Consider the following 24,430-nt stretch of genomic DNA (forward strand, 5'->3'; position numbering starts at 1 on the left):
ATTTACCAAATATTAACGCGTTCATCGACTGCTTTATACATTGCATCACTTGCAACAATATCAAAGGCATCATAAAATTCTGCTAAATTTTGAACTTGAATATTAGCACGCAACTTAGCAGGGGCATGAACATCAATTGATAATAACAATTGCATATACTGTGTTGAAGCCTTCATTCGCCATACTTGTGCCCAATTAATGAAAAATGCTTCAAAATCAGTATCGTCTTCAGATTTAGCCGCTTCAAGTGCACAACTAAGCCCACCAGCATCAGCAATATTTTCAGAAACTGTTAAAGTCCCATTAACTTTTTGGCCTGCGAATTCAGTTCCGTCAAATTCAGTAATCATTTGTTGTGATAATTCTTTAAAATGGGTCAAATCGGCTTCACTCCACCAATTATTCAAATTACCATACTCATCAAATAGCGCACCATTATTATCAAAAGCATGTGAAATCTCGTGCGCAATAACTGCTCCAATACCACCATAGTTAGCACTACTACTCTGCTCTAAACTATAAAATGGTGCTTGTAAAATAGCCGCTGGAAAGACAATGATATTTTTAAAGGGATGATAATAAGCATTAACTGTTGCTGCACTCATCTCCCAAAGATCACGATCGACAGGTTTATCCCACTTACTAAACATATCTTCAGTGGCTAATTTATCAAAGGCCATTGCATTCTCTAGCAATGTTTTTTCCATATTAACGTGCATTTTTTGATAAAGCGGGTTAATTTTATCTGGATACCCAACTTGAATACCTAATTTACTTAATTTTAAAATTGCCTTATCACGTGTAGTACTTGTTAACCAATTATTAGTAGCCAATCTATTTTGATAAACATTAATCATCTTTTCAACCATCTGTTGAACGTCTGCTTTAGCATCTTCACCAAAGTATTTATATCCATAATATTCGCCCACAACCCCACTATAGGTTCCCATGGCTAGATAATAAGCAAACTTTTGTTGTTTTTTCGGTGCCTTGCTTCCAGATAATGCACGCCCGTATTCACCAGCAATAACACGTAAGTCATCTGATAAATATGAACTAAGACTCCCTACTGTTTTAACAATTAACCAACTTTTAAATTCTGTAAAATGAGTTGTATTCACGAGTTCATCAATAGATGATAAAAATTTAGGTTCAGTCACAATTATTTTTTCTGGTTCATTCCCATTTAAAAGATTTTTAACAATTGATTTTAAATCTAAATTACTACTTTGTGAACTAAATTCTGTGAAACTTTGTGGGTTGTACGCTTTACTATAATCAGCTGATTCTTCAGCACTCTTGACATTTGGCACTAAGTTACGATCAAAAGTTAGTGCCTCTGTAATAACATGATTTGCATTTTCTTCACTATAATCTAAAGCAACTAATAACTTAGTCATCATCGCCCTAAATGCTTTAAGTAAACCTTCAGCTTGTGAATTATCTCGTTCATAATACGTTTTATCTGGTAAAACCAAACTCGGAGCTGCCACAAATAAAGCATTAATTTTAGCATTTTTCATATCAGCATCAACATCAAACCCAAGTGGTGTTGGATAACCCGCACGAACAAAATCTGCCCATTTAGTATCGAAATCAGCTAAACTTGTTAAATTTTCTAAAGGTGCTAAAACTTTTTTCAATGGTAAGGTTCCTTCTGATTCACGTCGATCAAAATCAGCTGCTAAGGCATAATAGTTTAAAAATTCTTGCATTAATGGTGCTTTAACACTAGAATCAGCTGACATTTTTTCAAAATCAGCCATCAAAGTTTTATCAATTTCATCAGCTAAATCATTAAAACCACCCGTCGCAGGTTTATCATCAGGAATTTTGGCAGTTTTTAACCATTCACCATTTACTGCTTCGTATAAATCATCTTTAATTAATTGTTTATTTATAGTCATTATTTATCTCCTTTTTAGTTTTATATGTAGCTAGTATAAACGTTATTCTAGTGTTTTAATAATAATTTACTTGAAAAACAGACATTTTTTCAAAATATACCTTATATCTATCTTTTAAAGAGTCTACGATATCTATCTTTGGTACCATTTTTCGTACCCTAACAAAAAAACAAAAGCCATAAGACTTTTGTTTTTGGTGCTATCCAGATTCATTATTGATCAACCGTCACAGAATGATTAATAAGAAAGAAGGATTATTACATTGGCTATCCTAACTTCTCAAACCTCTACCTTTATTAATAAGATACCAACAAATCCAGTAAAGAACACCAATAAACAGAATAAGAATTATCATTGATAAAGCAAGTGATACATCAGTCTTACCTAAAAAACCATATCTAAATCCTGAAATCATATAAACAATTGGATTAATCTTAGAGATGGCCTGCCAAACTGGTGGTAACATTGAAATAGAATAGAAAACACCACCAAGATAAGTTAATGGCTGTAAAACAAACGTAGGTACAATTGACACATCATCAAATGACTGTGCAAAAATACCATTAATTAATCCTGCTAATGAAAATAAAATGGCTGTCATCAAAAGTGTGATAATAATAATGACCCACGAAAAAACATGAAGAGGTACAAAAAATAATGAAATAATAGTGACAAGTGCCCCAACTAAAACACTTCTTCCAAGTCCTCCAATAACAAATCCCCATATAATAATATGCGTTGGTACTGGTGCAACTAGTAATTCTTCAATATTTTTCTGAAATTTCTGAGAAAAAAATGACGAAGATACATTAGCATACGAACTAGTGATCACCGACATCATAATTAACCCTGGTACAATGAATTCCATATATGAAAATCCACCCATTGCACCAATTCGGCCACCAATCATTTTACCAAATATAATAAAATACAATGATGTTGTAATCACTGGTGGTACTAATGTCTGTACCCAAATTCTCAAATAACGATTAGTTTCTTTTATTGCGAGACTTTTTAATGCAGTAAAATATTGATTAAACATGTTTCTCCCCCACTTGGTGCTTTTCTTCCGTAATTTTCAAGAATAACTCTTCTAATCGATTCGATTTATTTCGCATAGAAAGAACTTTTATCCCTTGTTCATCAAATTGTTTAAAGATCCCATTAACACCTTGATTTCGTTCAACTTCGATAGAAATTGTTTGCGCGTCTTCAAAGGAATTTTTATACCCTATAATTTCTGGCTTTTTATCATACACATCTAAATCGAAAATAAACGTTTCAAATTGTAATTTTGATAATAAAGTTTTCATGCTCGTATTTTCAATCAACTCACCTGATTGAATAATACCGATATGACGACAAAGTGTTTCTGCTTCTTCTAAATAATGAGTCGTCAAGATAATCGTTGTGCCATTCTCATTCAATTCCTTTAAAAAAGACCACATTTCACGTCTCAACTCAATATCTACACCCGCAGTTGGTTCGTCTAAAATGAGCAACCGAGGTTCATGCATTAATGCCCTGGCAATCATCAATCTTCGTTTCATCCCACCAGAAAGCATTCGTGCACGTACATTACGTTTTTCCCATAAATCTGACTGTTTTAAATATTTTTCACTGCGCTCCATTGCTTCTTTATGAGGAACACCATAGTAACCAGCCTGATTAACAACAATTTGTTGAACCGTTTCAAAAGGATTAAAGTTAAATTCCTGTGGGACAAGTCCAATTTGTTGTTTGGCTTGTACCAAATTGGTATCAATATCGTAATCAAAAACCTTCACTGTTCCCGCTGTTTTATTCACAAGAGATGTAATAATACCAATTGTCGTTGATTTTCCCGCACCATTAGGCCCTAAAAGTGCATAAAAATCCCCTTCTTCTACAGCCAGATCAATACCACGTAACGCTTTAACACCCGTTGCATATTCTTTTTTTAAGCCTTTTATTTCCAGTGCATATATCATTTAATTATTATCCCCTTATTTACTTTTTAGGAAAAGTAACATCATTCTAAACTATTTTACCCCACACTGCCTTCCATCTGATACTCAATCAGACGATTCAATTCAACAGCGTATTCCATCGGTAATTCTTTGGTGAACGGTTCAACAAATCCCATTACAATCATCTCTGTTGCTTTTGCTTCAGAAATTCCGCGACTCATTAAGTAATATAATTGTTCTTCAGAAATTTTAGAAACTTTAGCTTCATGTTCCATAGAAACATTGCCATTTAAAATTTCATTAAATGGAATCGTATCACTCGCTGATTTATCATCCATGATGATTGTATCGCATTCGACATGTGCAAACGAACCATCACTATGTCTACCAAATTTTAAATAACCTCGATAATCAACTCGTCCACCATCTTTACATAACGATTTAGAAACAATCGAAGAAGTCGTATTTTTAGCATTGTGAATCATTTTTGCCCCAGTATCTTGAACGATATTCCCACCAGCAAACGCAATCGACAACATTGTGCCATGTGCGCCTTGACCATCTAAATAAATACTTGGATATTTCATTGTAACTTTTGATCCAAGGTTACCATCAACCCACTCCATCGTCGCATTTTCTAAGGCTCTAGCACGTTTTGTCTCTAAGCTATACACATTATCTGACCAATTTTGAATCGTTGTATACCGACAATAGGCATCTTTCATGACGTTCACTTCAACGACTGCCGCATGCAAACTGTCTGCCGAATAATTAGGTGCTGTACAACCTTCAACGTAATTAACACTTGCGCCTTCATCAACAATGATTAATGTTCGTTCAAATTGTCCTGTATTCTCCGCATTAATTCTGAAATAACTTTGAATAGGCACCTCGGTCTTCACACCTTTAGGTACATAGATAAAAGTACCACCAGACCAAACAGCCGAATTTAAAGCTGAAAATTTATTATTAGAGGCAGGAACCAATTTGCCAAAATACTGTTTAACCAATTCAGGATATTCTTGGACGGCAGCATCTGTACTCATAAAAATAATTCCTAATTTTTCAAAATCTTCACGCATATGATGGTAAACAACTTCTGATTCATATTGTGCAGAAGAGCCAGCTAAGTATTTACGTTCAGCTTCTGGAACACCAAGTCGGTCAAAGGTTTCTTTAATCTTATCTGGGACATCTTCCCAGTCTCTAGCAACATTATCACTAGCACGTTGAAAATAGCGCATATTAGCTAAATCTAACTTAGACAAATCAGGACCAAAACTTGGCATTGGCATCTTTTCATATAAGGCAAAGGCACGAAGTCGATAATCCAACATCCACTCTGGTTCATTTTTTGCTGCCGAAATTTCTCGAACAATCGCTTCGGTTAAGCCACGCCCAGTTGAATAAACAGGCTCAATATCATCTTTAAAGCCATATTCATACTCACCACCAACATCTAGTTCTTTCATATCTTACCTCCTCTCTAATTTTCTAAATTAATAGCTTGATAAACTGCCTTCCAAGCTAATGTGGCACACTTAATCCGAGCTGGAAACTGAGCGACACCTTCTAAAATAGCAGCATCACCTAAAAGATTTTCATCAATCGTTTCACCTGTTACCATTCTTGAAAATGTTGTCACCATTTCTTCTATTTCATTTTTTGCTTTACCAATAATTTCATCAGTCATCATACTTGCAGATGCCTGGCTAATCGTACAACCCGTCCCAGAAAAGGCAACATCTTGAACCTTGTTGTCACTCATGATAAGTTCAACTTTTAAAACATCCCCACAGGTTGGATTTCTGAGTTCAATTGATTTCTGACCCTTTACTAGTGAGCCATGATGATGCGGATGTGTGGCATGTTCCAAAATAACTTGGCGATATAAATTATCTAATTTAGATAGTCCCATTTTTAAAGAACTCCTTTGTAGCGATTAACGCGTCAATAAATTTTTGATTTTCTTCTAAAGTATTGTAAAAATATAAACTAATACGAACAGTTGACGATACACCCATGCACTTCATTAATGGCTGTGCACAATGATGACCCGCGCGAACCGCAATTCCTTGCATATCAAGAGCTGTCGCAACGTCATGCGGATGTAGTCCCTCCAAATTAAATGAAATAACGCCTGATCGTTTTTTACTTTCAGTTGGCCCATAGACAGTAATGCCAGAAATGGCTTTTAATTTAGGTAATAAATCAGTGATGAGCATCTGTTCATGTGCTTGTATATTAACCATTCCAACTTCATTTAAATAGTGAATAGTAGCACCTAATGAAATGACCCCTTCAATATTAGGTGTCCCCGCTTCAAATTTCCAAGGAATATCTTTAAAGGTTGATTGTTGCTCTTCAACAAAATCAATCATCTCACCACCAAATTCTAGTGGCTGCATCTCGTTCAAATAATTACTTTTTCCATATAAAACGCCAATACCAGTTGCAGCCCCCATTTTATGACCTGAAAAAGCAAAAAAATCAACATCTAACTCCTGAACATTAATCGGCATATAAGGTATTGATTGCGCCCCATCACAAATAACAACCGCACCGACTGTATGTGCCATGTCCGTTAATTCTTTGATGGGGTTTATACTCCCCAAAACATTTGAAATTTGAGTTAGCGATACAATTTTAGTTTTAGCTGTCATTTTTAATTTCGCATCATTAATGTCTAATTGTCCATCATCTGTTATGTCGATGTAAACTAATTTAGCACCAGTTGCTTGTGCGACTTGTTGCCAAGGAACAAGGTTACTATGGTGTTCCATAATAGATATTAAAATCTCATCCCCTGGTTTCAATCGATTCTGTGCAAAACCCTGAGCAACCCAGTTTAAACTTTCGGTTGTCCCTTTTGTAAATAAGATTTCAGCTGAATATTTTGCATGAATAAAATCAGCAACAGCTTGTCGTACATCTTCAAATTGCTGTGTTGTACGCTCGGCTAAAGTATGCACACCACGATGTACATTGGCATTATCATTTTCATAATAATGTGAAATGGCATTAATAACTGCTTGTGGTTTCTGAACAGTTGCAGCATTGTCAAAATAAATTAACGGTTCATCATTCACAATTTGCTTTAAAATAGGAAAATCATTGCGATACTTTTTCAAATTTTTGACCATTAATGAGTTTCCCCTCTATTGTTTCGATTAATCGTTCACGAACATCAACTGCCGGAATTGCCGTTAAAACAGGTCCTAAGAATCCACGAATAACAAGTCTTTCTGCTTCTTCTTTGTGTAATCCACGACTCATCAGATAGTACAATTGTTCCTGATTCACGCGTCCAACACTAGCTGCATGTCCAGCTTGAACATCATTTTCATCAATTAATAAAATAGGATTAGCGTCTCCACGTGCTTTTGTGGATAACATTAGCACACGGCTTTCTTGTTGAGCATTCGCACCCTTTGCACCTTTAATAATATGGCCAATTCCATTAAATATTAATGTAGAACGCGATAAAATTACACCGTGTTGCAGAATTTGACCAATTGAATGTTTACCATAATTCGTCACCCGTGTATCAATCCCTTGAATCTGATTTCCTGTTGAAATCGCAACAACTTTAACATCTGCGTGAGAACCTGCACCAATTAAATCAGAATCGAAATCGCCAATTATATTGCCATTATTAAGTAATCCAATTGACCAATCTATTTTTGCATTGCCTAATAAATAACCCCGACGGTTAATATATGCTGTTGTATGTTCCCCTAATTGATCAACTCCAGCAAATTTAACATGACTGTTAGCTTTAGCAATCACTTCCACAATAATATTTGCGGTTGTGATCTGATCACCGACTGTTGAACGATTTTCTAGATATGAAAACTGACTATTTTCTGCTGCGACAATTAAAACATGCTGTACATAGTCCTGATTGTCCCGTGCATCCTGCGTTAAATAAGTTGTAATTGGGTTGTCTAATACAACATTTTTAGGTACATAAATAAACAAACCACCGGTTAATTGTGCTAAATGCGTTGCGGTCAACAAATCACTATCCCATTTAACTGCCTTAGTCATAAAATATTTCTTAATTAAATCTGCATGTTCCACTAACGCGGTTGACCAGTCGCAAATAATAACATGATTTTCTTTTAATTCCTCAGATATATTTAAACTAATCGTTCGAGATCCAACTTGAATAAACGTATTTTCATCCGATTTTTTTGAAACAAATTCCCCTGATTCTTTAACCAGTGTTTCAGGTATAATGGGCCATTTTTGGTATCTAATTTTTTCAAATGAAGGAAGCGCTAGTAATGTTTTTTTTACAAAGGCATCTCTTCTTAATTGTTGAAACCACTCAGGTTCTTGTTTTAAATTTGAAAAATCAATTATACTTTGTTCTAAGAGCTTCAAATCAATCATTTTCCGGCCCTCCACTAAAGGTTCTCGTCTGTTAAAGTAATGTCTAGCCCTAATTCATCACGCAAACCAGCATAGCCTTCTTCTTCCAGTTTTTCTGCAAGTTCGGCGCCACCCGTTTTAACAACCCGTCCATCCATCATAACGTGCACCACATCAGGCACAATATAGTTCAGCAAACGTTGGTAATGCGTAATCATAAGTGTTCCAAATTCCGCATTTTTCAACATTTCATTTACGCCTCTCGAAACAACTTTCAATGCATCAATGTCTAGACCTGAATCAATTTCATCTAAAATAGCAAATTTTGGTTCAATCATCATCAGTTGTAAAATTTCATTACGTTTCTTTTCGCCACCTGAAAAACCTTCATTTAAATAACGATCAGCCATTTCCTCAGTCATATCTAAAGTTGTCATCGTTTTATCTAATTTCTTTAAATATTCTCGAATTGGGATTTGTTTATCTTCCGGTCGACGTGCGTTGATTGCTGCACGCATAAATTCAGCATTTGTTACACCAGGAATTTCTGAAGGATATTGCATTGCTAAAAATAATCCTGCTCGAGCTCGCTCATCAACAGGTAGTTCTAAAATGTTTACACCATTCAGCAATACTTCGCCTTCTGTCACTTTATACGCAGGATTCCCCATAATGGCCTCAGATAAAGTTGATTTACCTGTTCCATTTGGACCCATGATTGCGTGTACTTCTCCAGTCGACATTTTTAAATTAACACCTTTTAAAATTTCTTTATCTTCAATTTCTACATGTAAATTTTTAACCTCAAGTGTCGACATTTTAGCATTCCTCCGATTCATTAATATATTCCATTCTATCTTAATAAATTATCCATTTCAATGGAGCCTCGAGACTCGCAATCTTTATTTAATTAAGTTAAACTAATAAAAAGTAAATTTTGAGGAGGTTCATTTATGAAACCTATTATCGGTATTGTTGGAAATCCTAATCGAAATCCAATTACAGGCATGCACATTAACGAAATTACTTATACACCTCAAGGCTATATTGATGCCATTATTGAAGTTGGCGGTTTACCACTAATCATTCCTACTGATTTAGCAAACGCATCTAGTTATCTTGATTTGGTAGATGGTTTACTATTAGCAGGTGGTCAAGATGTTTCACCAATCTTATACGGCCAAGAACCTCATCCAAAATTAGAAGAATTAAATCCCCCACGTGACGAAATGGAGCTCGCTTTAATCAAGGAAGCTATTTCTCGAAAAATACCAATACTTGGTATTTGCCGTGGACTACAAATACTTAACGTCTTTTTTGGTGGAACACTCTATCAAGATTTAAGTGACTATTCAAATTGGCAAGTTAAGCATTTACAAGATCCAACATTACCAGAATACGCCACACATTCTGTATCGATTAAAGCAAATAATTATTTATCAGATACTTATGGTTCAACGCTTCGTGTCAATACGTACCATCACCAAGCCATTAACCGTTTAGGTGATTCATTAACGGCCATTGCGACAAGTTCAGATGGCCTAATTGAAGGTATCAGTAGTAATGACGGTCTCATTTTAGGTGTTCAATGGCATCCCGAAATGTCTTATATAAGAGAACCATCAGATTTAGCTATTTTCAAATGGCTAATTAATAAAATTGCAAAATAAAGAGAATTGAATTAGTCATGTCGACTAATTCAATTCTCTTTATTTTGCAGGAATAACGGCACCTTTATACTTATTCAAAATCCATTCGCGTGTCTTTTTAGATTGTAGTGCTTTAACTAACTTTTTAATCGCAGGATTATCTTTATTTTTTGGTGCGACAGCAACTAAATTCGCATATGATGATGTACTACGTTCTAATGCAATAGCTTGTTTCGTTGGATTTAATCCAGCTTCAACCGCATAATTTGCATTAATAATGATGGCTGAGCCTTCATTATTTTCATATAAATCAGACATCAATTTTGGCTCATACGTATGCTTAAAAACTAAATTTAATTTATTTGTTTTGATATCAGCAAAATTTGCAGTTGCCACGTCTGTCCCTTTTTTCAGGGTTATTAATCCAGCATCTTTAAAAATAGTTAAAACACGACCATAATCTGAAATACTGTTAGATACTAAAACCGTACTTCCTTTCTTCAAATCAGTTAACTTTTTAACTTGTTTAGAATAGACACCGATTGGTTCAAGATGAACATTTCCAACACTTATTAAATCACCATTATTCTGTTTGTCCCAATTATCTAAAAATGGTTTATGTTGAAAATAATTAGCATCTAAATCACCAGATTCAGTCGCTTTATTAGGCATCACATAATCCTGAAAAACTTTAACTTTTAAATCGATACCTTCTTTTGCCAACATTGGTTTTACATGATCTAGAATTTCTGCATGGGGCATATTACTAGCACCAATTGTCAAAGTAGTCATTCCATTTGATTGTTTCCCGCATCCAGCTAATAAAAGAGTCAAAAATAGAAATGAAAAAATGAACTTTTTGTTTATTCTCATGAGGTTACCCCTTAATTATTTCGTTTATCGATTAATTTAGCTGAATGATCACCAATAAGTTGAAAAATGGCAACAATAATGATGATTGTGACCGTTGCAACTAGTGTAACAGTATTATTATTAGCACCATAACCTTCAATGAAAGCCCAATTTCCTAGCCCACCGGCACCAATCGTACCAGCCATTGCCGTGTACCCAATAATTGTAATTCCAGTAACTGTCGCCCCTGAAATAAGAGCTGGTAAACTTTCTCGTAATAGTACTTTCCAAATGATTTGTGCCTTGTTAGCACCCATTGCTTCAGCTGCTTCAATCACACCATAATCAATCTCACGAAAAGCAAGTTCCACCATTCGTGCATAAAATGGAGCCGCCGAGAGGATTAGAGCTGGCAATGCTGCAATCGGTCCAATAATAGAACCAACTAAAGCCTTAGTAAAAGGCAATAATAAGACAATTAAAATAATAAACGGAATTGAACGAAAAATGTTAACCATGGCTGAAACAATCCAATTAATTATTTTTACCCAGATACTTATTTTACCGGTCGTTTTTTGTTTTGTTTCAAATAAAATAAGACCTAAGATAATACCCAAAATTGTAACGGCTATTGTAGATATTAATGTCATACTGATTGTTTCCCAAGTATTTGACCAGAATTCATCCCAGTTAACAGCATTAAAGTTAAAATATGACGCCCAAGTATTAGTCCCCATAATGCAATACCTCCGTTTCTACTTTCATTTTTTGCAAGAATGGAACGGTTTGATCTAAACTTATTTTTGGACCAGTTAATTGAATATATAATGTTCCAATTGGGCCACCTTGAGTTTGATGAATGGAACCCTCAACGATATTAAAATCAACTTCTGGAATTTGTCTTAACATTTCAGAGATAATTGGCATTTGCGTCTGCGTACTGTGAAAGGTTAATTGAACAATCAACCCTTGTGGATAAGCTTCAATTAATTCATTTACAGCAAGTTCAGTATCATGTAGAGCTGGTGTGACCTCCTGATTAACGAATCGTTTTGTGACGTCTTGTTTCGGACGCTTAAAGACGTCTAAGACAAGTCCACTCTCCACTAATTTTCCAGATTCCATTACAGCAACGTGATCACATATCTTACGAACCACATGCATTTCATGAGTGATTAATACAATTGTTAATTTCAATTTATGATTAATTTGAAGTAATAAATCTAATATTTCATCTGTTGTTTGTGGATCTAGCGCACTTGTTGCTTCATCACAAATCAAAATTTCAGGATCATTCGCTAAAGCCCTAGCAATCCCAACTCGTTGCTTTTGTCCACCAGATAACTCAGAAGGATATGCATTTTCTTTACCTTTTAACCCAACTAATGTTGTTAATTCTTCAGCTTTGGACAACCGCTCAGTTTTACTTATTCCAGCAAGTTCAAGTGGAAACATGATGTTTTCCACAACCGTTCGTGACCAGAGTAAATTAAAATGTTGAAAAATCATGCCAATTTTTTGACGTTGCTTTCTCAATGTTCTACCCGATAAAGATGCGATTTTAGCGCCATTAACGTCAACTTCACCCGAAGTTGGTGTCTCTAATCCATTCAGCATTCTAATTAATGTACTTTTACCAGCACCTGAATATCCTACAATACCTAAGATGCTACCATCTTCCACCGAAAGATTCACATCAGAAACAGCGCTAACCTTACCACTTTTCGTGATAAACTCTTTTGATACATTTTTAAACTCAATCATGTTAATACCTCCTAATTTTTCTGCAAAAAAATAACCTCCCATCCCCCGTTTAATAAACGGAAGGACGAGAAGTTATAAACTTCACGTGTTACCACCTTGTTTTATTGTTACCTCACGATAACAATCTCATCAGGTACGGGTTTTAATATAACCGATACCTTTCCGCTGTATTGGGCGTACCCAAGGTAGATTAACATTGCTCATCTACCAAACGTTCCAAGACCATATTCAATTCCGTAATTTTGATCCCTTTTCAGCTACCAGGATTCTCTTAACTAATTACTAAAATTTACTCATCTTTTCAAAACGTCTTATCTGTATTTCTTATTGTAGTTGATTATAGCTAGATTAAAATTTAATGTCAACAGTTTTATTTATTTAACCATGTCTCTGTAAAAACATCTTCACTGAATCCGGTCGTTAATTTTGTTCCATCAGTTAATACCGGACGTTTCATTAACATCCCATCTGATGCTAAAATTTGACTTGATTGCTGAATTGTCATCGTTGGTCGTTTATCTTTTAGATTTAATTCACGATACTTATTTCCTTGTGTATTAAAAAAAGATATTGCTGGAAGACCAGACTCATTCAACCATTTTTCGATTAGACTCGCCTTTGGTGTTTCTTGGATAAGATCTATTATATGGTATTCAACCTCATTTTCGTCTAACCATTGTTTTGCTTTTCTACAAGTTGAACATTTAGGATACCAATAAAAATCAATCATCATCAAAACCTCCTAGTTTTAAAAAACAGTGATTCCATAATAGAATCACTGCCTTATCTTTTTATCAAAATCTTCGTCTTCGCTACTGAACATGTAACTCTTATGATGGTATCGCATTGACATAATTAAGCCAATTCCAATCATATTTCCTACTAAAGCAGACCCACCTTGACTGACAAATGGTAATGGAATACCTGTTAAAGGTAGTAACCCAATACTCATCCCAATGTTTTCAAAAACATGGAATAAAATCATCATAATGACCCCAGTAGATAAGTAAGCATAAAATTCATTCTTCGTATCAAAGGTTGCACGAACCATTCGATAAATGAGTAAGAAATAAATAAAGATTAAAATACAACCACCAATAAACCCAAAGTTTTCGCCGATAACAGAAAAAATCATATCAGATTCACGGACGGGAACATAAACATTTGACACGTTAAATCCCTTACCAGTCATTTGTCCTGATCCAATGGCTTTCATACTTTGCCATAATTGATATCCTGTTCCGGATGTATCTTTTGATGGATCTAACCAGTTATCAATTCGGTCAAATTGGTAGGCAGAAAAGCCAACTTTTTCTAGAATTGATCGACCAGTTGTTGAAATAACCATATATAATGCCGTTCCACCTACAACAGCCACCGTTCCAAATGCCGGTCCAATAATCTTCCAAGTGATACCTGAAACTAAAATGACACCACCTAAAATAGCAAAGAAAACGAGCATTGTTCCAAAATCATTTTGCAGTTTTAATAAAATAACTACTGGTAACGTCCATGCTATCATTTTGGCTAATAAAATAATATCTGTCCCAATTTTATGAGTTGGATAATCATTGTTATGTATCGTAACCACACGCGCCAACATTAATATAAATGCTGGCTTCATAACTTCTGATGGTTGGAACGTTAACGAACCAACTAATGGTATCCAACTTTTAGCACCTGTGTTTATATATAAAGGTCGACTATATACGACTAAAACAATCATCAATAAAAACAGGCCAATAAAATACCCTATCGGTGCGACTCGCCATAATTGTTCTGAGTCAAATTGCATAATAACGACAATTGCAATGACACCAATAGCGTACCACATTAACTGTGAAACCATTTGGCTAACAATTGAGGTCGCACTAGTATCATGGGATGCTGATACGTAAATTGAGGCAAGCCCAATAATTGCCAAGACTAAAACGGCAAAAATAATACCATAATCAATTCTTGACTCACTATCGACCTCATCTTTTCTACTACTCATAGAATTCCCCTCCACACTATGTCACTTATTTCGTTAAATTTTTGAATAGGCTAAAATTTAATAATTGACTAATTAACCGCGATGTAAGTGAAAATCGCGCAATAAAGTATCAATACCTTCATCACGAGTTTTAGCTTTGAATATCTCACCGTTACTTAATGTTGCAACAAATTTTGTATCTTGTTGAATGACTGTACCAATTTCAATACCGCCAACGGTTAATGAAACTGCATCCTCACCATTAATTTTAATATCATTTTCTGCTACTTCAATCTCTTTTTCTTTTTTAGACATGCTTTTCTTCTCCTTTAGGGTTCTTATTTCTTCGTACGGTAAAGTAATCAGGTACGGGATCGTATCCGCCTCTGACAAAAGGATGGCATCGTAAAATCCTACCGATACCCATAATAATACCTTTTGCACCGTGTTTTTGAATTGCCTTAATCATATAGTTTGAACATGTTGGATAGTACCGGCAACTAGGTGGAAACATCGGTGAAATAAATTTTTGATAAAACTTGATTGGTGCAAGCATTAAGTTTTGCATAAATAAATGACACCTCCTATATGAAAAGGTCCATCAACAGATTGCCCCGTTAATAGACCTCCCTTAATAACCAGTATCACAGTTGTTATCTACCTTGTTTTTCAATATGATCTAACAAGAATCCAGTTCCTTTTGCGACATCATCCAATGGTGTTTCTGACACCATAACAGGAATATCTAAGTTCGATGACATTAATAAATCAACACCATCTAATAATGCACCGCCACCTGTTAAAATAATCCCAGTATCAATAATATCTGATGCTAATTCTGGTGGTGTTTGTTCAAGAACTTCTTTAGTTGCTGCAACGATTGCTTGCATTGTATCATGAGTTGCTTCTTCAATCTCAGCAGAGCTAAGCACAACTGTCTTTGGTAAACCAGTAACAACATCTCGTCCACGAATTTCCATTTCTAATGCACGATTGTCTGGGTAAACTGTCCCAATTTCAATTTTAGCTTTTTCAGCTGTACGTTCACCGATTTGAAGGTTATGTTTTTGCTTAACAAAATTGATAACATCACTATTCAATTGATCACCAGCAACACGTAATGAACGGCTTGCTACAATATCGCCTAATGAAATAACGGCAACATCACTTGTACCACCACCAATATCAATCACTAAACTACCACGGGGTTGATAAATATCCAACCCAGCACCAATAGCTGCAACTTTAGGTTCTTCAGCAAGATAAACCTTGCCACCACCAGCTTTTTCAGCAGCTTGAATAATTGCTTTTTGTTCAATTGATGTGATATTTGTTGGGCAACAAATCAAAATACTTGGTTTTGATAAAAAGCCGCTCACATTTAATTTTTTAATAAAGTAAGTTAACATTTGTTCTGTAATATCAAAATCAGCAATGACACCATTTTTCATAGGTCTGATAGCTCTAATACTACCAGGTGTTCTACCAACCATTTTATATGCTTCTGATCCAACTGCTAATACACGACCTGATTTTGTGTCAATTGCAACAACAGATGGTTCATTTAAGACGATTCCTTTATTTTGTACGTTAATTAATACATTTGCGGTTCCTAAATCAATACCAATATCTTTAGCCATTATGCTTCTCCTCTCGGCACTTAAAACTTACACTAATGTAAGCATTATACCATATACCTATACAATAAAAAAATGTCCAAAATGGACATTTCTTCTATTTTACTTCATTTTCTGTCTTAATAATTATATCTTGTGTATCATCATTGATACGTTTAATTTCAGCACCCAAAGCTTCTAACTTTTGATGGAAATGATAGTAGCCTCGATCAAGATATTCAAGATGTGTAACTTGTGTATAACCACGAGCTACTAATCCTGCTAGCACAAGTGCTGCAGCAGCTCTTAAGTCTGTAGCAGCAACTTCTGCACCATTGAAGTCAGTTGGACCATACATGACAACTGAGTTGCCTTCAATCTTAAATTTTGCATTCATACGTCGTAATTCTTCAAGATGCATAAAACGATTTTCGAATACCGTCTCTGTTAAAATACTTGTACCATCTGCCATTAATTGAAGGACAGTCATTTGAGGCTGCATATCAGTTGGGTACCCTGGATGAGGCAATGTTTTAACTGTAGTTGGTTTAATTTTTTCTGTTCCAATTACTCGGATACCATTGTCTTCTTGGATAACGTCAATGCCCATTTCTTCTAATTTAGAAATTAATGGTTTATTGTGTTCCGCAATAGCCTCTTCGATTAAAACATTACCTTGAGTCATTGCTGCAGCAACCATGAATGTCCCTGCTTCAATCCGATCTTGGACAACTGCATGATCAGCGCCATGTAATGCCTTAACACCATGAATGCGAATTGTTTCGGTACCAGCACCTTGTACTTTAGCACCCATTTTATTTAAAATATTAGCTAAATCAACAATTTCTGGTTCTCTTGCAACATTTTCAATCACAGTTGTACCAGTAGCTAATGTTGCAGCCATCATAATATTCTGAGTTGCACCTACACTTGGAAAATCAAGATAAATGTTGGCACCCTTTAATTCATCTACAGTTGCTTCTATATAACCATCGAATTGTTCAATATGCGCACCCATTGCTTCAAAACCTTTTAAATGCAAATCAATTGGGCGAGAACCTATTGCACACCCACCAGGCATTGCAATCTTCGCATGTTTAAGTCGTGCCAAAAGTGGTCCCATTACAACAATAGAAGCACGCATTTTTGAAACATATTCAAATGGTGCTTCTGGTGATAATTCTTTAGTCGCACTCATTTTAACTTCATTAGTTTCTTCATTAAAGTCAACGTCTAAATTTAAAAAACGTAGTACGTTATTCATTGTAAAGACATCTGACAAAACTGGTACATTTGACAGTGTATTTTCACCACTACTTGCTAAAATTCCGGCTGCTAGAATTGGCAATACTGCATTCTTTGCGCCTTCTATATGCACTGTTCCATTGAGTGAGTTTCCACCCTTGACGATTATTTTTTCCACAAGTTATTCCCCCGTTATTATTTAACTAAAAAAACTAAATTACGAACATTATCAATAAAATTTAAGAAAAAGGCACTGCTTGTATATCCTAATAAAATAGCCAATAAGACAATTAAAACTTTGATTCTTTGTTGGCTACTTTGTGGGAAAAACCTGTCTATTCGTAACCCTTGAATTGCCCAAAAAGCAATTCCAATAAACATTAGATGACTCATTAAAGTAACTAGCGATTGGATTCCCACAGTATTCATCAAAACACTCCTAAAATTTATTCGTCATAAGCATAGCATATTTTGTACCACTTGTCGCTAATATTTGTAACAAAAATGAAATATTTAATATGTATATACAAAAAAAGGTACTGAATAAATCCAGCACCCACTTTTGTATTAATGTTTAGAGATATTAATTCGATTGATTGCACGTCTAAGTGCAATTTCAGATCTTTTAAGTTCATCAACATTATGTGTTTGTTTTGCAGTAGAAATCATCTGCTCAGCTCTTTTTTTAGCAGCCTGTGCACGATTTTCATCAATATCTTCTTGGCATTCTGCTGCATTTGCAACAACCGTTGCGACATTTTTTGAAAATTCAATGAATCCACCACTTACGGCAATTTCATCTTCTTCATTATCATTTACCTTAACCCTGACAGCATCAATATCAAGAGAAGCAATAACTGGAATATGATTGGGTAAAATACCCATTTCCCCGCTGGGTGTTTTAACAATAATCATTTTAGCATTATTGTCATAAACACTACCATCAGGAGTGACGATACTAACGGTCAAAACTGAATCTTCAGCCATCTGTTATTACCCCCTATTTTGCCATTTTATTTGCTGCTTCAATAACATCTTCGATTGGGCCGACACCATTGAAAGCATCTTCAGGAAGTGAATCATATTTACCATCAAGAATATCTTTAAATCCTTGAACTGTTTCAGCAATTGGTACATATGATCCAGGTTTTCCTGTGAATTGTTCGGCAACATTAAAGTTTTGTGAAAGGAAGAATTGGATGCGACGCGCACGTGCTACAATTACTTTTTCATCATCAGATAATTCATCCATACCTAAAATAGAAATAATATCTTGTAATTCACGATAACGTTGTAACGTATGTTGAACTTCCGTAGCAACACGATAATGTTCTTCTCCAACAATTTCAGGTGTCAAAGCACTTGAAGTTGAAGCCAAAGGATCAACAGCTGGGTAAATACCTTGTTGCGTTAAGCTACGTTCCAAGTTAGTTGTTGCATCCAAATGGGCGAACGTCGTTGCAGGAGCAGGATCAGTATAATCATCAGCTGGAACATAAACTGCTTGAATTGATGTAACTGAACCTTTTTTAGTTGACGTGATACGTTCTTGCAATTGACCCATTTCAGTAGCTAATGTTGGTTGATAACCTACGGCTGAAGGAATACGGCCTAATAAGGCTGAAACTTCAGAACCAGCTTGTGTAAAGCGGAAAATATTATCAATAAACAATAGCACATCTTGTCCTTTTTCATCACGGAAATATTCCGCAATTGTAAGACCAGTCAATGCAACACGCATACGGGCACCAGGCGGCTCGTTCATCTGACCAAACACCATGGCTGTCTTCTCTAACACGCCGGATTCTTTCATTTCAAAGTAAAGGTCATTACCTTCACGAGTACGTTCACCAACACCGGTAAACACTGAAATACCATTATGTTCTTGAGCAATATTATGAATTAATTCTTGAATTAAAACAGTTTTACCAACACCGGCACCACCGAATAATCCAATTTTACCACCTTTAATATAAGGGGCTAACAAGTCAATAACTTTAATTCCTGTTTCAAGAACCTCAGTACTTGCACTTAATTCATCATATTTAGGAGCATCTTTATGGATGCTACTGCGCTCTGCATCTTTATTAAATTCAGGACCACCATCAATGGTATCTCCTAAAACGTTAAACACTCGACCAAGAGTATCTTCACCAACAGGGACAGAAATTGAAGCACCTGTGTCTTCAACAACTGTTCCACGTTGCAAGCCATCCGTAGAATCCATGGCGATTGTTCTCATAACTCCGTCACCTAATTCAAGCGTAACTTCGATAATTAGAGCAGTTCCATCTTCACGTGTAACTTTTAACGCATTATTGATATCTGGTAAGGTTTCGTTTAAAGAGAATTGTACATCGACGACGGGCCCGATAACTTGAACAACTTTACCGAGACTCATCTTCTGTATTTCCTCCTGTCATTTTACTCTAAAGCAGCTGTTGCACCAGTAATTTCTGTAATTTCTGTTGTAATAGCACTTTGACGTGCACGATTATACTTTAATTCTAATGATGCAATAATATCTTTAGCATTATCTGTCGCAGATTTCATTGCTGTAGAACTTGAAGCATGTTCAGCTGTTTTAGCATCTAAAATCGCACCATATACTAAGCTTTCAGCAAACTGAGGTAGAACAACTTCAAGAATTGCGTCTCCTGAAGGTTCCATATCATAATCTTCATTCCCCATCACATTAGACGTTTCAATACCTTCTGCATCTGTATCCATATTCACTTCTGAAATAGGAAGCATTTGTTCAGAATGAAAGTCCGATTGTAAACTATTAACGAAATGATTATAACAAACAAATAATTCATCATAAACTTCACTGTTATACATTGTTACTACTGATTTAACGATTTCACGAACCTCAATAAACGTTGGAATATCACTTACACCACGGTATTCGTAGGCAACCTCATATCCTCTATTTTTAAAGAAGTCAGCACCAGTACCACCAACAGCAATAATAACAGCATTATCTACAGTATGGCCATTTTGCTTCATCAAATCTAATGTTTGTTTAATTACGTTACTATTGTAACTACCAACTAAACCACGATCAGAAGTAATAATTAAATAACCACTTTTTTTAACAGGTCTCTTTTGTAACATATCAAAACCTGAAAATTTTGAACTATCATTCTCAGATGATTGCTTTGATTTTCCAGCTTTAGCATCTAAAAGGTGAGATTGGGCAAGATGGGTAATGACACTTCTAATTTTAGAAGCATATATCTGATAACTTTGAGTATGACGCTGAATTTGGCTTAACTTAGCAGTCGAAACAACTTGCATTGCGCCAGTTATTTGTCCCGTTTTCTTAGTTGAAACGATTCGACGCTTTACTTCCATTAATGAAGCACCCATTAATTCTCACCATCTTTCATTTACTTTTAGTTTACGCTTTTTCAGGAGTTACTTGGAAACCTTCTGAAAAGTCTTTGATTGCAGCATCAAATTTATCTTCGTCAGGTAAATTACCTGTTTCTTTGATGTGATTTAAAAGATCACTATGATTATTATCAAAGAAATCAAAAATTTCACCTTCAAAACGAAGAATATCATCAACAGGAACTGAATCCAAGAATCCATGTGTTAATGCATATAAAATTAAAACTTGTTTTTCAACAACTAATGGCTTGTGTAATGGTTGTTTAAGTACTTCAACCGTACGATGTCCACGATTTAATTTAGCTTGTGTTGCGGCATCTAAATCAGAACCAAATTGAGAAAATGATTCTAATTCTCGGAATGATGCAAGAGCCAAACGAAGGCTTCCGGCAACTTTCTTCATTGCTTTAATTTGAGCTGACCCACCAACACGAGAAACTGATGTACCAGCATCAATAGCTGGACGAGTACCTGAATAGAATAAATCACTATCCAAGAAAATTTGACCATCAGTAATCGAAATTACGTTAGTAGGAATATATGCAGAAACATCACCAGCCTGTGTTTCGATAAATGGAAGAGCAGTCATTGAACCACCACCCAATTCATCACTTAACTTAGCTGCACGTTCAAGTAAACGTGAATGTAAGTAGAAAACATCACCAGGATAAGCTTCACGACCCGGCGGACGTCTCAAAATTAATGACAGTTCACGGTAAGCCGTTGCTTGTTTTGATAAATCATCAAATACAATCAAGACATGTTTACCGTTATACATGAATTCTTCACCCATTGCTGAACCAGTATATGGAGCTAACCATAATAATGGTGCGGGAGAAGCAGGACCAGCACTAACGACAATTGTGTAGTCCATTGCGCCTAATCGACGTAACGTTTCCACTTGTGCGCTAACAGTTGATTCTTTTTGTCCAATAGCAACATAGATACAAATCATGTCTTGATCTTTTTGATTTAAAATCGTATCAATAGCAACTGATGTTTTACCAGTCTTACGATCACCAATAATCAATTCACGTTGTCCACGGCCAATTGGAACTAAAGCATCAATAGCTTTAAGTCCAGTTTGTAAAGGTTGATCAACTGACTTACGATCCATAACTCCTGGAGCCTTTTTTTCGACTGGACGAGTTTTGTTTGTCTTAAGATCACCTTTACCATCGATGGGTTGGCCTAAAGGATTAACAACACGTCCGATAAGTTCTTCACCAACAGGAACTTCCATGATTCTACCCGTACGTTTGACAACGTCGCCTTCACGGATACCTTCATAGCCACCTAAAATAACGATACCAACATCGTTTGTTTCTAGATTTTGAGCCATACCATAAGTACCGTCAGAAAATTCTAACAATTCTCCTGATAAAGCGTTATCCAAACCGTGTGCACGAGCAATACCATCACCAACATAAGTAACGGTACCTACTTCATCAACGATAAGTTCGTCTTTATATTGTTCCAATTGTTCTTTAATTAAAGCACTGATTTCTTCAGCTTTAATGCTCATACAAGGTTCACCTCTTAACTACTTTAATATGTTACTCCGCTAATAATCGTTTTACTTTGTTGATTTTTGATGAAATTGATCCATCAAAAATCTGATTATTGGCTTCAATAATAACGCCACCAATAATTTTTTCATCAATAATATTGTTAAATACTATCTTATTTGCACCGATTCTTTCTGCAAACTTACTTGATAATTTCGTTAATTGACTATCATCAAGCTCAATTGCAGTTGTAACGGTTGCATGTACAATTTTTTCTTTAACATCGCATAATCGTTCGAATTCTTCAATTATTCCAACCATATCACCCATTCGACCATAATCAAAGACCATTTGGATAACGTTTGCAATAATTGGAGATGCATCTTTGAGTAAGACCTTAACAAGGTCTTGCTTTTCTAACAAATTAAGACGTGCATCAACAAGCACTTCACTCAATTGTGGATTAGCAAGAAAAACTTGTCTAACTTCCTCTAATTCTTCAGAAAAGGCAACAATATTACCTTGTTCATCAGCAATTTCAAAGATGGCTTCACCGTAACGATTGGCAACGGTTGCCTTATCTAATTTCATTTTACTTTACCAACCCTTCAATATAAGAATTGATTAAGTTTTTTTGATCATTCTCATTTAATTCTTTTTGAATAATCTTAGAAGCAATTTCAATAGATAATTCAGCGACATCACTTTGAACGCTACTCAATACTTCTTGGCGTTCTTGTTCAATATCTTTAACAGCATTTTGTTTCAACGTCGTTGCTTCATCTTGAGCTCCAGAAACGATATCATCATGTTGCTTTTTACCGTTATCTTTTGCACGACTAACAATTTCAGATGCTTCTTGACGTGAATTATCTAATTGGTCTTGTCGTTCAGTTGCCAAAATATCGGCTTTTTTTCTTGAATCTTCAGCAGAATCTAAATCATTTGCAATTTTATCTGCACGGTCACTCATCATTTTTGTGACAGGACCCCATGCAAAGTGTTTGATGATTAACATCAAAATAACAAACGAAATAATATAGAATAAGAAATCACCAGTTTGAAAATTACCAACTGCACCGAAAACTAAATCTGAAAACATCTATTGACACCTCCTTTTTAAAATTAATATATTTCGTTGTATCAACGAAGAATCAAACTTAATTTCAAAAATTATTTAGCCATCAATAAGAATGAAATAACGATAGCAATAATAGGAACGGCTTCAATCAAACCAACACCAATAAACATTGTTGAACGTAATTGACCAGATAATTCTGGTTGGCGAGCCATACCTTCGATTGTTTTAGAAATAACTAAACCATTACCAATACCTGTTGCGACAGCGGCTAAACCAGCTGCAATACCTGCTGCTAATAATCCCATAATAATTGTTTCCTCCTTAGATATCTTGTTTTATTCTTTTTGTACTTTTCCACCGATATAAACCATTGACAATGTTACGAATACGTAAGCTTGGATACTTCCGATAAACAGAGAGAATCCTTGCCAGATCATTTCAACTGGTAAAGCCACGATAGTCATTAATGGGCCCATAGAAACTGCACCACCAATTAACGTTAATAATACTTCCCCAGCGTAAATGTTTCCGTACAAACGAAGAGCTAATGTTAGCAAATTTGTAAATTCTTCAATCAAGTTAATAGGTAAAAGAAATGCAACTGGACTCAAATAGGAATTTTTAATATATCCCTTAAATCCGAATTGAATAACACCCATAAAATGTGATAATAGCAGAATCAAAAATGCAAACGTTAGTGTCGTTAGCGGACTCGACGTTGGACTTTTAATCAACGTCTTGTCGCCAAAACCTATTTGTAAAAATAAACCCATTTGGTTAGATACAAAGATAAATAAGAATAACGTAAATGCTAATAAATTAAACTTCTTACCTTCTTTTCCTGGCATTGCGCTTTTAACAATCCCATTGGTGAAATCAATGAGCCATTCCAAAACATTTTGTCTACCAGTCGGTTTCATGGTCAGTCTTCTCGATAATACAATAGCTATCATCGCGACAATCACACATGCAAGTAAACCGGAAACGACATTCGTAATATTGAAAGGTAGGCCATAAAAATTCACAACGAAAGCATCTCCATCCACAGAATTTCACCTCTTTCCAAACTTTTATTTGACCGTATAAAACGGTATAAATTAAAGAGAATAAC

27 protein-coding genes are annotated in these 24,430 nt (G+C 35.3%); 1 reads left to right on the plus strand and 26 read right to left on the minus strand.

Going from position 1 to position 24,430, the window contains the following annotated elements; translation table 11 throughout:
• Nucleotides 1-2 precede the first annotated feature (2 nt).
• The 8 genes from AC1RP1_RS05700 to sufC form a co-directional block, all read right to left on the minus strand.
• Nucleotides 3-1,907 carry a M13 family metallopeptidase gene (locus tag AC1RP1_RS05700; protein ID WP_481761652.1) on the minus strand — a complete coding sequence of 635 codons (1,905 nt, stop codon included), beginning with the start codon at nucleotides 1,905-1,907 and terminating at the stop codon, nucleotides 3-5.
• Nucleotides 1,908-2,178: 271 nt separating this feature from the next.
• Nucleotides 2,179-2,949 (minus strand): ABC transporter permease, encoded by a 771-nt coding sequence (locus AC1RP1_RS05705; protein ID WP_481761651.1) that lies wholly within the window; start codon nucleotides 2,947-2,949, stop codon nucleotides 2,179-2,181.
• Entirely contained in the window at nucleotides 2,942-3,877 is a 936-nt protein-coding gene (locus tag AC1RP1_RS05710; RefSeq protein ID WP_481761650.1) for an ABC transporter ATP-binding protein, read from the minus strand. Before AC1RP1_RS05710 ends, AC1RP1_RS05705 begins: the two co-directional genes overlap by 8 nt.
• Before the next feature lie 56 nt (nucleotides 3,878-3,933).
• Entirely contained in the window at nucleotides 3,934-5,328 is a 1,395-nt protein-coding gene (gene sufB / locus AC1RP1_RS05715) for a Fe-S cluster assembly protein SufB (RefSeq protein WP_481761649.1), read from the minus strand.
• A gap of 14 nt (nucleotides 5,329-5,342) precedes the next feature.
• Entirely contained in the window at nucleotides 5,343-5,774 is a 432-nt protein-coding gene (sufU, locus tag AC1RP1_RS05720; RefSeq protein WP_481761648.1) for a Fe-S cluster assembly sulfur transfer protein SufU, read from the minus strand.
• The gene (locus tag AC1RP1_RS05725) at nucleotides 5,761-6,999 is read right to left on the minus strand and encodes an aminotransferase class V-fold PLP-dependent enzyme (protein ID WP_481761647.1); all 1,239 of its coding nucleotides are present in this window, start codon (nucleotides 6,997-6,999) and stop codon (nucleotides 5,761-5,763) included. Before AC1RP1_RS05725 ends, sufU begins: the two co-directional genes overlap by 14 nt.
• Nucleotides 6,968-8,254: a Fe-S cluster assembly protein SufD gene (gene sufD, locus AC1RP1_RS05730; protein WP_481761646.1), complete on the minus strand. Its 1,287-nt coding sequence runs from the start codon at nucleotides 8,252-8,254 to the stop codon at nucleotides 6,968-6,970. Before sufD ends, AC1RP1_RS05725 begins: the two co-directional genes overlap by 32 nt.
• Before the next feature lie 14 nt (nucleotides 8,255-8,268).
• Nucleotides 8,269-9,051 (minus strand): Fe-S cluster assembly ATPase SufC, encoded by a 783-nt coding sequence (gene sufC / locus AC1RP1_RS05735; protein ID WP_481761645.1) that lies wholly within the window; start codon nucleotides 9,049-9,051, stop codon nucleotides 8,269-8,271.
• Nucleotides 9,052-9,186: 135 nt separating this feature from the next.
• Here sufC and AC1RP1_RS05740 point away from each other — a divergent pair, with 135 nt between their 5' ends.
• A complete protein-coding gene (locus tag AC1RP1_RS05740) occupies nucleotides 9,187-9,903 on the plus strand; it encodes a gamma-glutamyl-gamma-aminobutyrate hydrolase family protein (RefSeq protein ID WP_481761644.1) in 717 nt (238 codons plus the stop codon).
• A gap of 39 nt (nucleotides 9,904-9,942) precedes the next feature.
• Here AC1RP1_RS05740 and AC1RP1_RS05745 read toward each other — a convergent pair whose 3' ends face one another.
• The 18 genes from AC1RP1_RS05745 to atpB form a co-directional block, all read right to left on the minus strand.
• Entirely contained in the window at nucleotides 9,943-10,749 is an 807-nt protein-coding gene (locus AC1RP1_RS05745) for a MetQ/NlpA family ABC transporter substrate-binding protein (protein ID WP_481761722.1), read from the minus strand.
• Between the two features lie 17 nt (nucleotides 10,750-10,766).
• Complete coding sequence (locus tag AC1RP1_RS05750; protein WP_409022317.1) at nucleotides 10,767-11,471, minus strand: methionine ABC transporter permease; 705 nt, start codon at nucleotides 11,469-11,471, stop codon at nucleotides 10,767-10,769.
• Entirely contained in the window at nucleotides 11,461-12,498 is a 1,038-nt protein-coding gene (locus AC1RP1_RS05755) for a methionine ABC transporter ATP-binding protein (protein WP_481761643.1), read from the minus strand. The genes AC1RP1_RS05750 and AC1RP1_RS05755 overlap by 11 nt, the downstream gene beginning before the upstream one ends.
• Before the next feature lie 370 nt (nucleotides 12,499-12,868).
• Nucleotides 12,869-13,228 carry an arsenate reductase family protein gene (locus AC1RP1_RS05760; protein WP_481761721.1) on the minus strand — a complete coding sequence of 120 codons (360 nt, stop codon included), beginning with the start codon at nucleotides 13,226-13,228 and terminating at the stop codon, nucleotides 12,869-12,871.
• Nucleotides 13,229-13,273: 45 nt separating this feature from the next.
• Nucleotides 13,274-14,494 carry an FtsW/RodA/SpoVE family cell cycle protein gene (locus AC1RP1_RS05765; protein WP_481761642.1) on the minus strand — a complete coding sequence of 407 codons (1,221 nt, stop codon included), beginning with the start codon at nucleotides 14,492-14,494 and terminating at the stop codon, nucleotides 13,274-13,276.
• Between the two features lie 72 nt (nucleotides 14,495-14,566).
• On the minus strand, nucleotides 14,567-14,788 hold the full coding sequence (locus tag AC1RP1_RS05770) for a DUF2969 domain-containing protein (protein ID WP_409022314.1): 222 nt from the start codon (nucleotides 14,786-14,788) through the stop codon (nucleotides 14,567-14,569).
• Nucleotides 14,781-15,041, minus strand: coding sequence for a membrane protein insertion efficiency factor YidD (gene yidD, locus AC1RP1_RS05775; protein WP_409022313.1), 261 nt, complete (start codon nucleotides 15,039-15,041; stop codon nucleotides 14,781-14,783). Before yidD ends, AC1RP1_RS05770 begins: the two co-directional genes overlap by 8 nt.
• A gap of 85 nt (nucleotides 15,042-15,126) precedes the next feature.
• Nucleotides 15,127-16,113 carry a rod shape-determining protein gene (gene mreB, locus AC1RP1_RS05780; protein WP_409022312.1) on the minus strand — a complete coding sequence of 329 codons (987 nt, stop codon included), beginning with the start codon at nucleotides 16,111-16,113 and terminating at the stop codon, nucleotides 15,127-15,129.
• A gap of 94 nt (nucleotides 16,114-16,207) precedes the next feature.
• Nucleotides 16,208-17,512 (minus strand): UDP-N-acetylglucosamine 1-carboxyvinyltransferase, encoded by a 1,305-nt coding sequence (gene murA / locus AC1RP1_RS05785; RefSeq protein WP_481761641.1) that lies wholly within the window; start codon nucleotides 17,510-17,512, stop codon nucleotides 16,208-16,210.
• Nucleotides 17,513-17,529: 17 nt separating this feature from the next.
• Nucleotides 17,530-17,763 carry a DUF1146 family protein gene (locus AC1RP1_RS05790; RefSeq protein ID WP_409022310.1) on the minus strand — a complete coding sequence of 78 codons (234 nt, stop codon included), beginning with the start codon at nucleotides 17,761-17,763 and terminating at the stop codon, nucleotides 17,530-17,532.
• A 138-nt stretch (nucleotides 17,764-17,901) separates the two neighbouring features.
• Complete coding sequence (locus AC1RP1_RS05795; protein ID WP_481761640.1) at nucleotides 17,902-18,321, minus strand: F0F1 ATP synthase subunit epsilon; 420 nt, start codon at nucleotides 18,319-18,321, stop codon at nucleotides 17,902-17,904.
• Nucleotides 18,322-18,334: 13 nt separating this feature from the next.
• Nucleotides 18,335-19,735, minus strand: a complete 1,401-nt coding sequence (gene atpD, locus AC1RP1_RS05800; protein ID WP_409022308.1) for a F0F1 ATP synthase subunit beta — start codon at nucleotides 19,733-19,735, stop codon at nucleotides 18,335-18,337.
• Nucleotides 19,736-19,758: 23 nt separating this feature from the next.
• A complete protein-coding gene (locus AC1RP1_RS05805) occupies nucleotides 19,759-20,706 on the minus strand; it encodes a F0F1 ATP synthase subunit gamma (RefSeq protein WP_481761639.1) in 948 nt (315 codons plus the stop codon).
• 31 nt (nucleotides 20,707-20,737) lie between these two features.
• Nucleotides 20,738-22,255 (minus strand): F0F1 ATP synthase subunit alpha, encoded by a 1,518-nt coding sequence (atpA, locus tag AC1RP1_RS05810; protein WP_481761638.1) that lies wholly within the window; start codon nucleotides 22,253-22,255, stop codon nucleotides 20,738-20,740.
• A gap of 31 nt (nucleotides 22,256-22,286) precedes the next feature.
• Entirely contained in the window at nucleotides 22,287-22,829 is a 543-nt protein-coding gene (gene atpH, locus AC1RP1_RS05815; protein ID WP_481761637.1) for an ATP synthase F1 subunit delta, read from the minus strand.
• A 1-nt stretch (nucleotide 22,830) separates the two neighbouring features.
• Nucleotides 22,831-23,340, minus strand: a complete 510-nt coding sequence (atpF, locus tag AC1RP1_RS05820) for a F0F1 ATP synthase subunit B (protein ID WP_409022304.1) — start codon at nucleotides 23,338-23,340, stop codon at nucleotides 22,831-22,833.
• 71 nt (nucleotides 23,341-23,411) lie between these two features.
• The gene (gene atpE / locus AC1RP1_RS05825; protein ID WP_409022303.1) at nucleotides 23,412-23,624 is read right to left on the minus strand and encodes a F0F1 ATP synthase subunit C; all 213 of its coding nucleotides are present in this window, start codon (nucleotides 23,622-23,624) and stop codon (nucleotides 23,412-23,414) included.
• A 30-nt stretch (nucleotides 23,625-23,654) separates the two neighbouring features.
• Entirely contained in the window at nucleotides 23,655-24,365 is a 711-nt protein-coding gene (atpB, locus tag AC1RP1_RS05830; protein ID WP_409022302.1) for a F0F1 ATP synthase subunit A, read from the minus strand.
• Nucleotides 24,366-24,430 lie beyond the last annotated feature (65 nt).

The sequence above is a fragment of the Dellaglioa sp. CoH-56-MRSF-13 genome, assembly GCF_056782095.1.

Coding starts and splice junctions, on each gene's coding strand:
- AC1RP1_RS05700 (WP_481761652.1), bottom strand. CDS start 1,907: ATGACTATAAATAAACAATTAATTAAAGATGATTTATACGAAGCAGTA.
- AC1RP1_RS05705 (WP_481761651.1), bottom strand. CDS start 2,949: ATGTTTAATCAATATTTTACTGCATTAAAAAGTCTCGCAATAAAAGAA.
- AC1RP1_RS05710 (WP_481761650.1), bottom strand. CDS start 3,877: ATGATATATGCACTGGAAATAAAAGGCTTAAAAAAAGAATATGCAACG.
- sufB (WP_481761649.1), bottom strand. CDS start 5,328: ATGAAAGAACTAGATGTTGGTGGTGAGTATGAATATGGCTTTAAAGAT.
- sufU (WP_481761648.1), bottom strand. CDS start 5,774: ATGGGACTATCTAAATTAGATAATTTATATCGCCAAGTTATTTTGGAA.
- AC1RP1_RS05725 (WP_481761647.1), bottom strand. CDS start 6,999: ATGGTCAAAAATTTGAAAAAGTATCGCAATGATTTTCCTATTTTAAAG.
- sufD (WP_481761646.1), bottom strand. CDS start 8,254: ATGATTGATTTGAAGCTCTTAGAACAAAGTATAATTGATTTTTCAAAT.
- sufC (WP_481761645.1), bottom strand. CDS start 9,051: ATGTCGACACTTGAGGTTAAAAATTTACATGTAGAAATTGAAGATAAA.
- AC1RP1_RS05740 (WP_481761644.1), top strand. CDS start 9,187: ATGAAACCTATTATCGGTATTGTTGGAAATCCTAATCGAAATCCAATT.
- AC1RP1_RS05750 (WP_409022317.1), bottom strand. CDS start 11,471: ATGGGGACTAATACTTGGGCGTCATATTTTAACTTTAATGCTGTTAAC.
- AC1RP1_RS05755 (WP_481761643.1), bottom strand. CDS start 12,498: ATGATTGAGTTTAAAAATGTATCAAAAGAGTTTATCACGAAAAGTGGT.
- AC1RP1_RS05760 (WP_481761721.1), bottom strand. CDS start 13,228: ATGATTGATTTTTATTGGTATCCTAAATGTTCAACTTGTAGAAAAGCA.
- AC1RP1_RS05765 (WP_481761642.1), bottom strand. CDS start 14,494: ATGAGTAGTAGAAAAGATGAGGTCGATAGTGAGTCAAGAATTGATTAT.
- AC1RP1_RS05770 (WP_409022314.1), bottom strand. CDS start 14,788: ATGTCTAAAAAAGAAAAAGAGATTGAAGTAGCAGAAAATGATATTAAA.
- yidD (WP_409022313.1), bottom strand. CDS start 15,041: ATGCAAAACTTAATGCTTGCACCAATCAAGTTTTATCAAAAATTTATT.
- mreB (WP_409022312.1), bottom strand. CDS start 16,113: ATGGCTAAAGATATTGGTATTGATTTAGGAACCGCAAATGTATTAATT.
- AC1RP1_RS05790 (WP_409022310.1), bottom strand. CDS start 17,763: ATGAATACTGTGGGAATCCAATCGCTAGTTACTTTAATGAGTCATCTA.
- AC1RP1_RS05795 (WP_481761640.1), bottom strand. CDS start 18,321: ATGGCTGAAGATTCAGTTTTGACCGTTAGTATCGTCACTCCTGATGGT.
- atpD (WP_409022308.1), bottom strand. CDS start 19,735: ATGAGTCTCGGTAAAGTTGTTCAAGTTATCGGGCCCGTCGTCGATGTA.
- AC1RP1_RS05805 (WP_481761639.1), bottom strand. CDS start 20,706: ATGGGTGCTTCATTAATGGAAGTAAAGCGTCGAATCGTTTCAACTAAG.
- atpA (WP_481761638.1), bottom strand. CDS start 22,255: ATGAGCATTAAAGCTGAAGAAATCAGTGCTTTAATTAAAGAACAATTG.
- atpH (WP_481761637.1), bottom strand. CDS start 22,829: ATGAAATTAGATAAGGCAACCGTTGCCAATCGTTACGGTGAAGCCATC.
- atpF (WP_409022304.1), bottom strand. CDS start 23,340: ATGTTTTCAGATTTAGTTTTCGGTGCAGTTGGTAATTTTCAAACTGGT.
- atpE (WP_409022303.1), bottom strand. CDS start 23,624: ATGGGATTATTAGCAGCAGGTATTGCAGCTGGTTTAGCCGCTGTCGCA.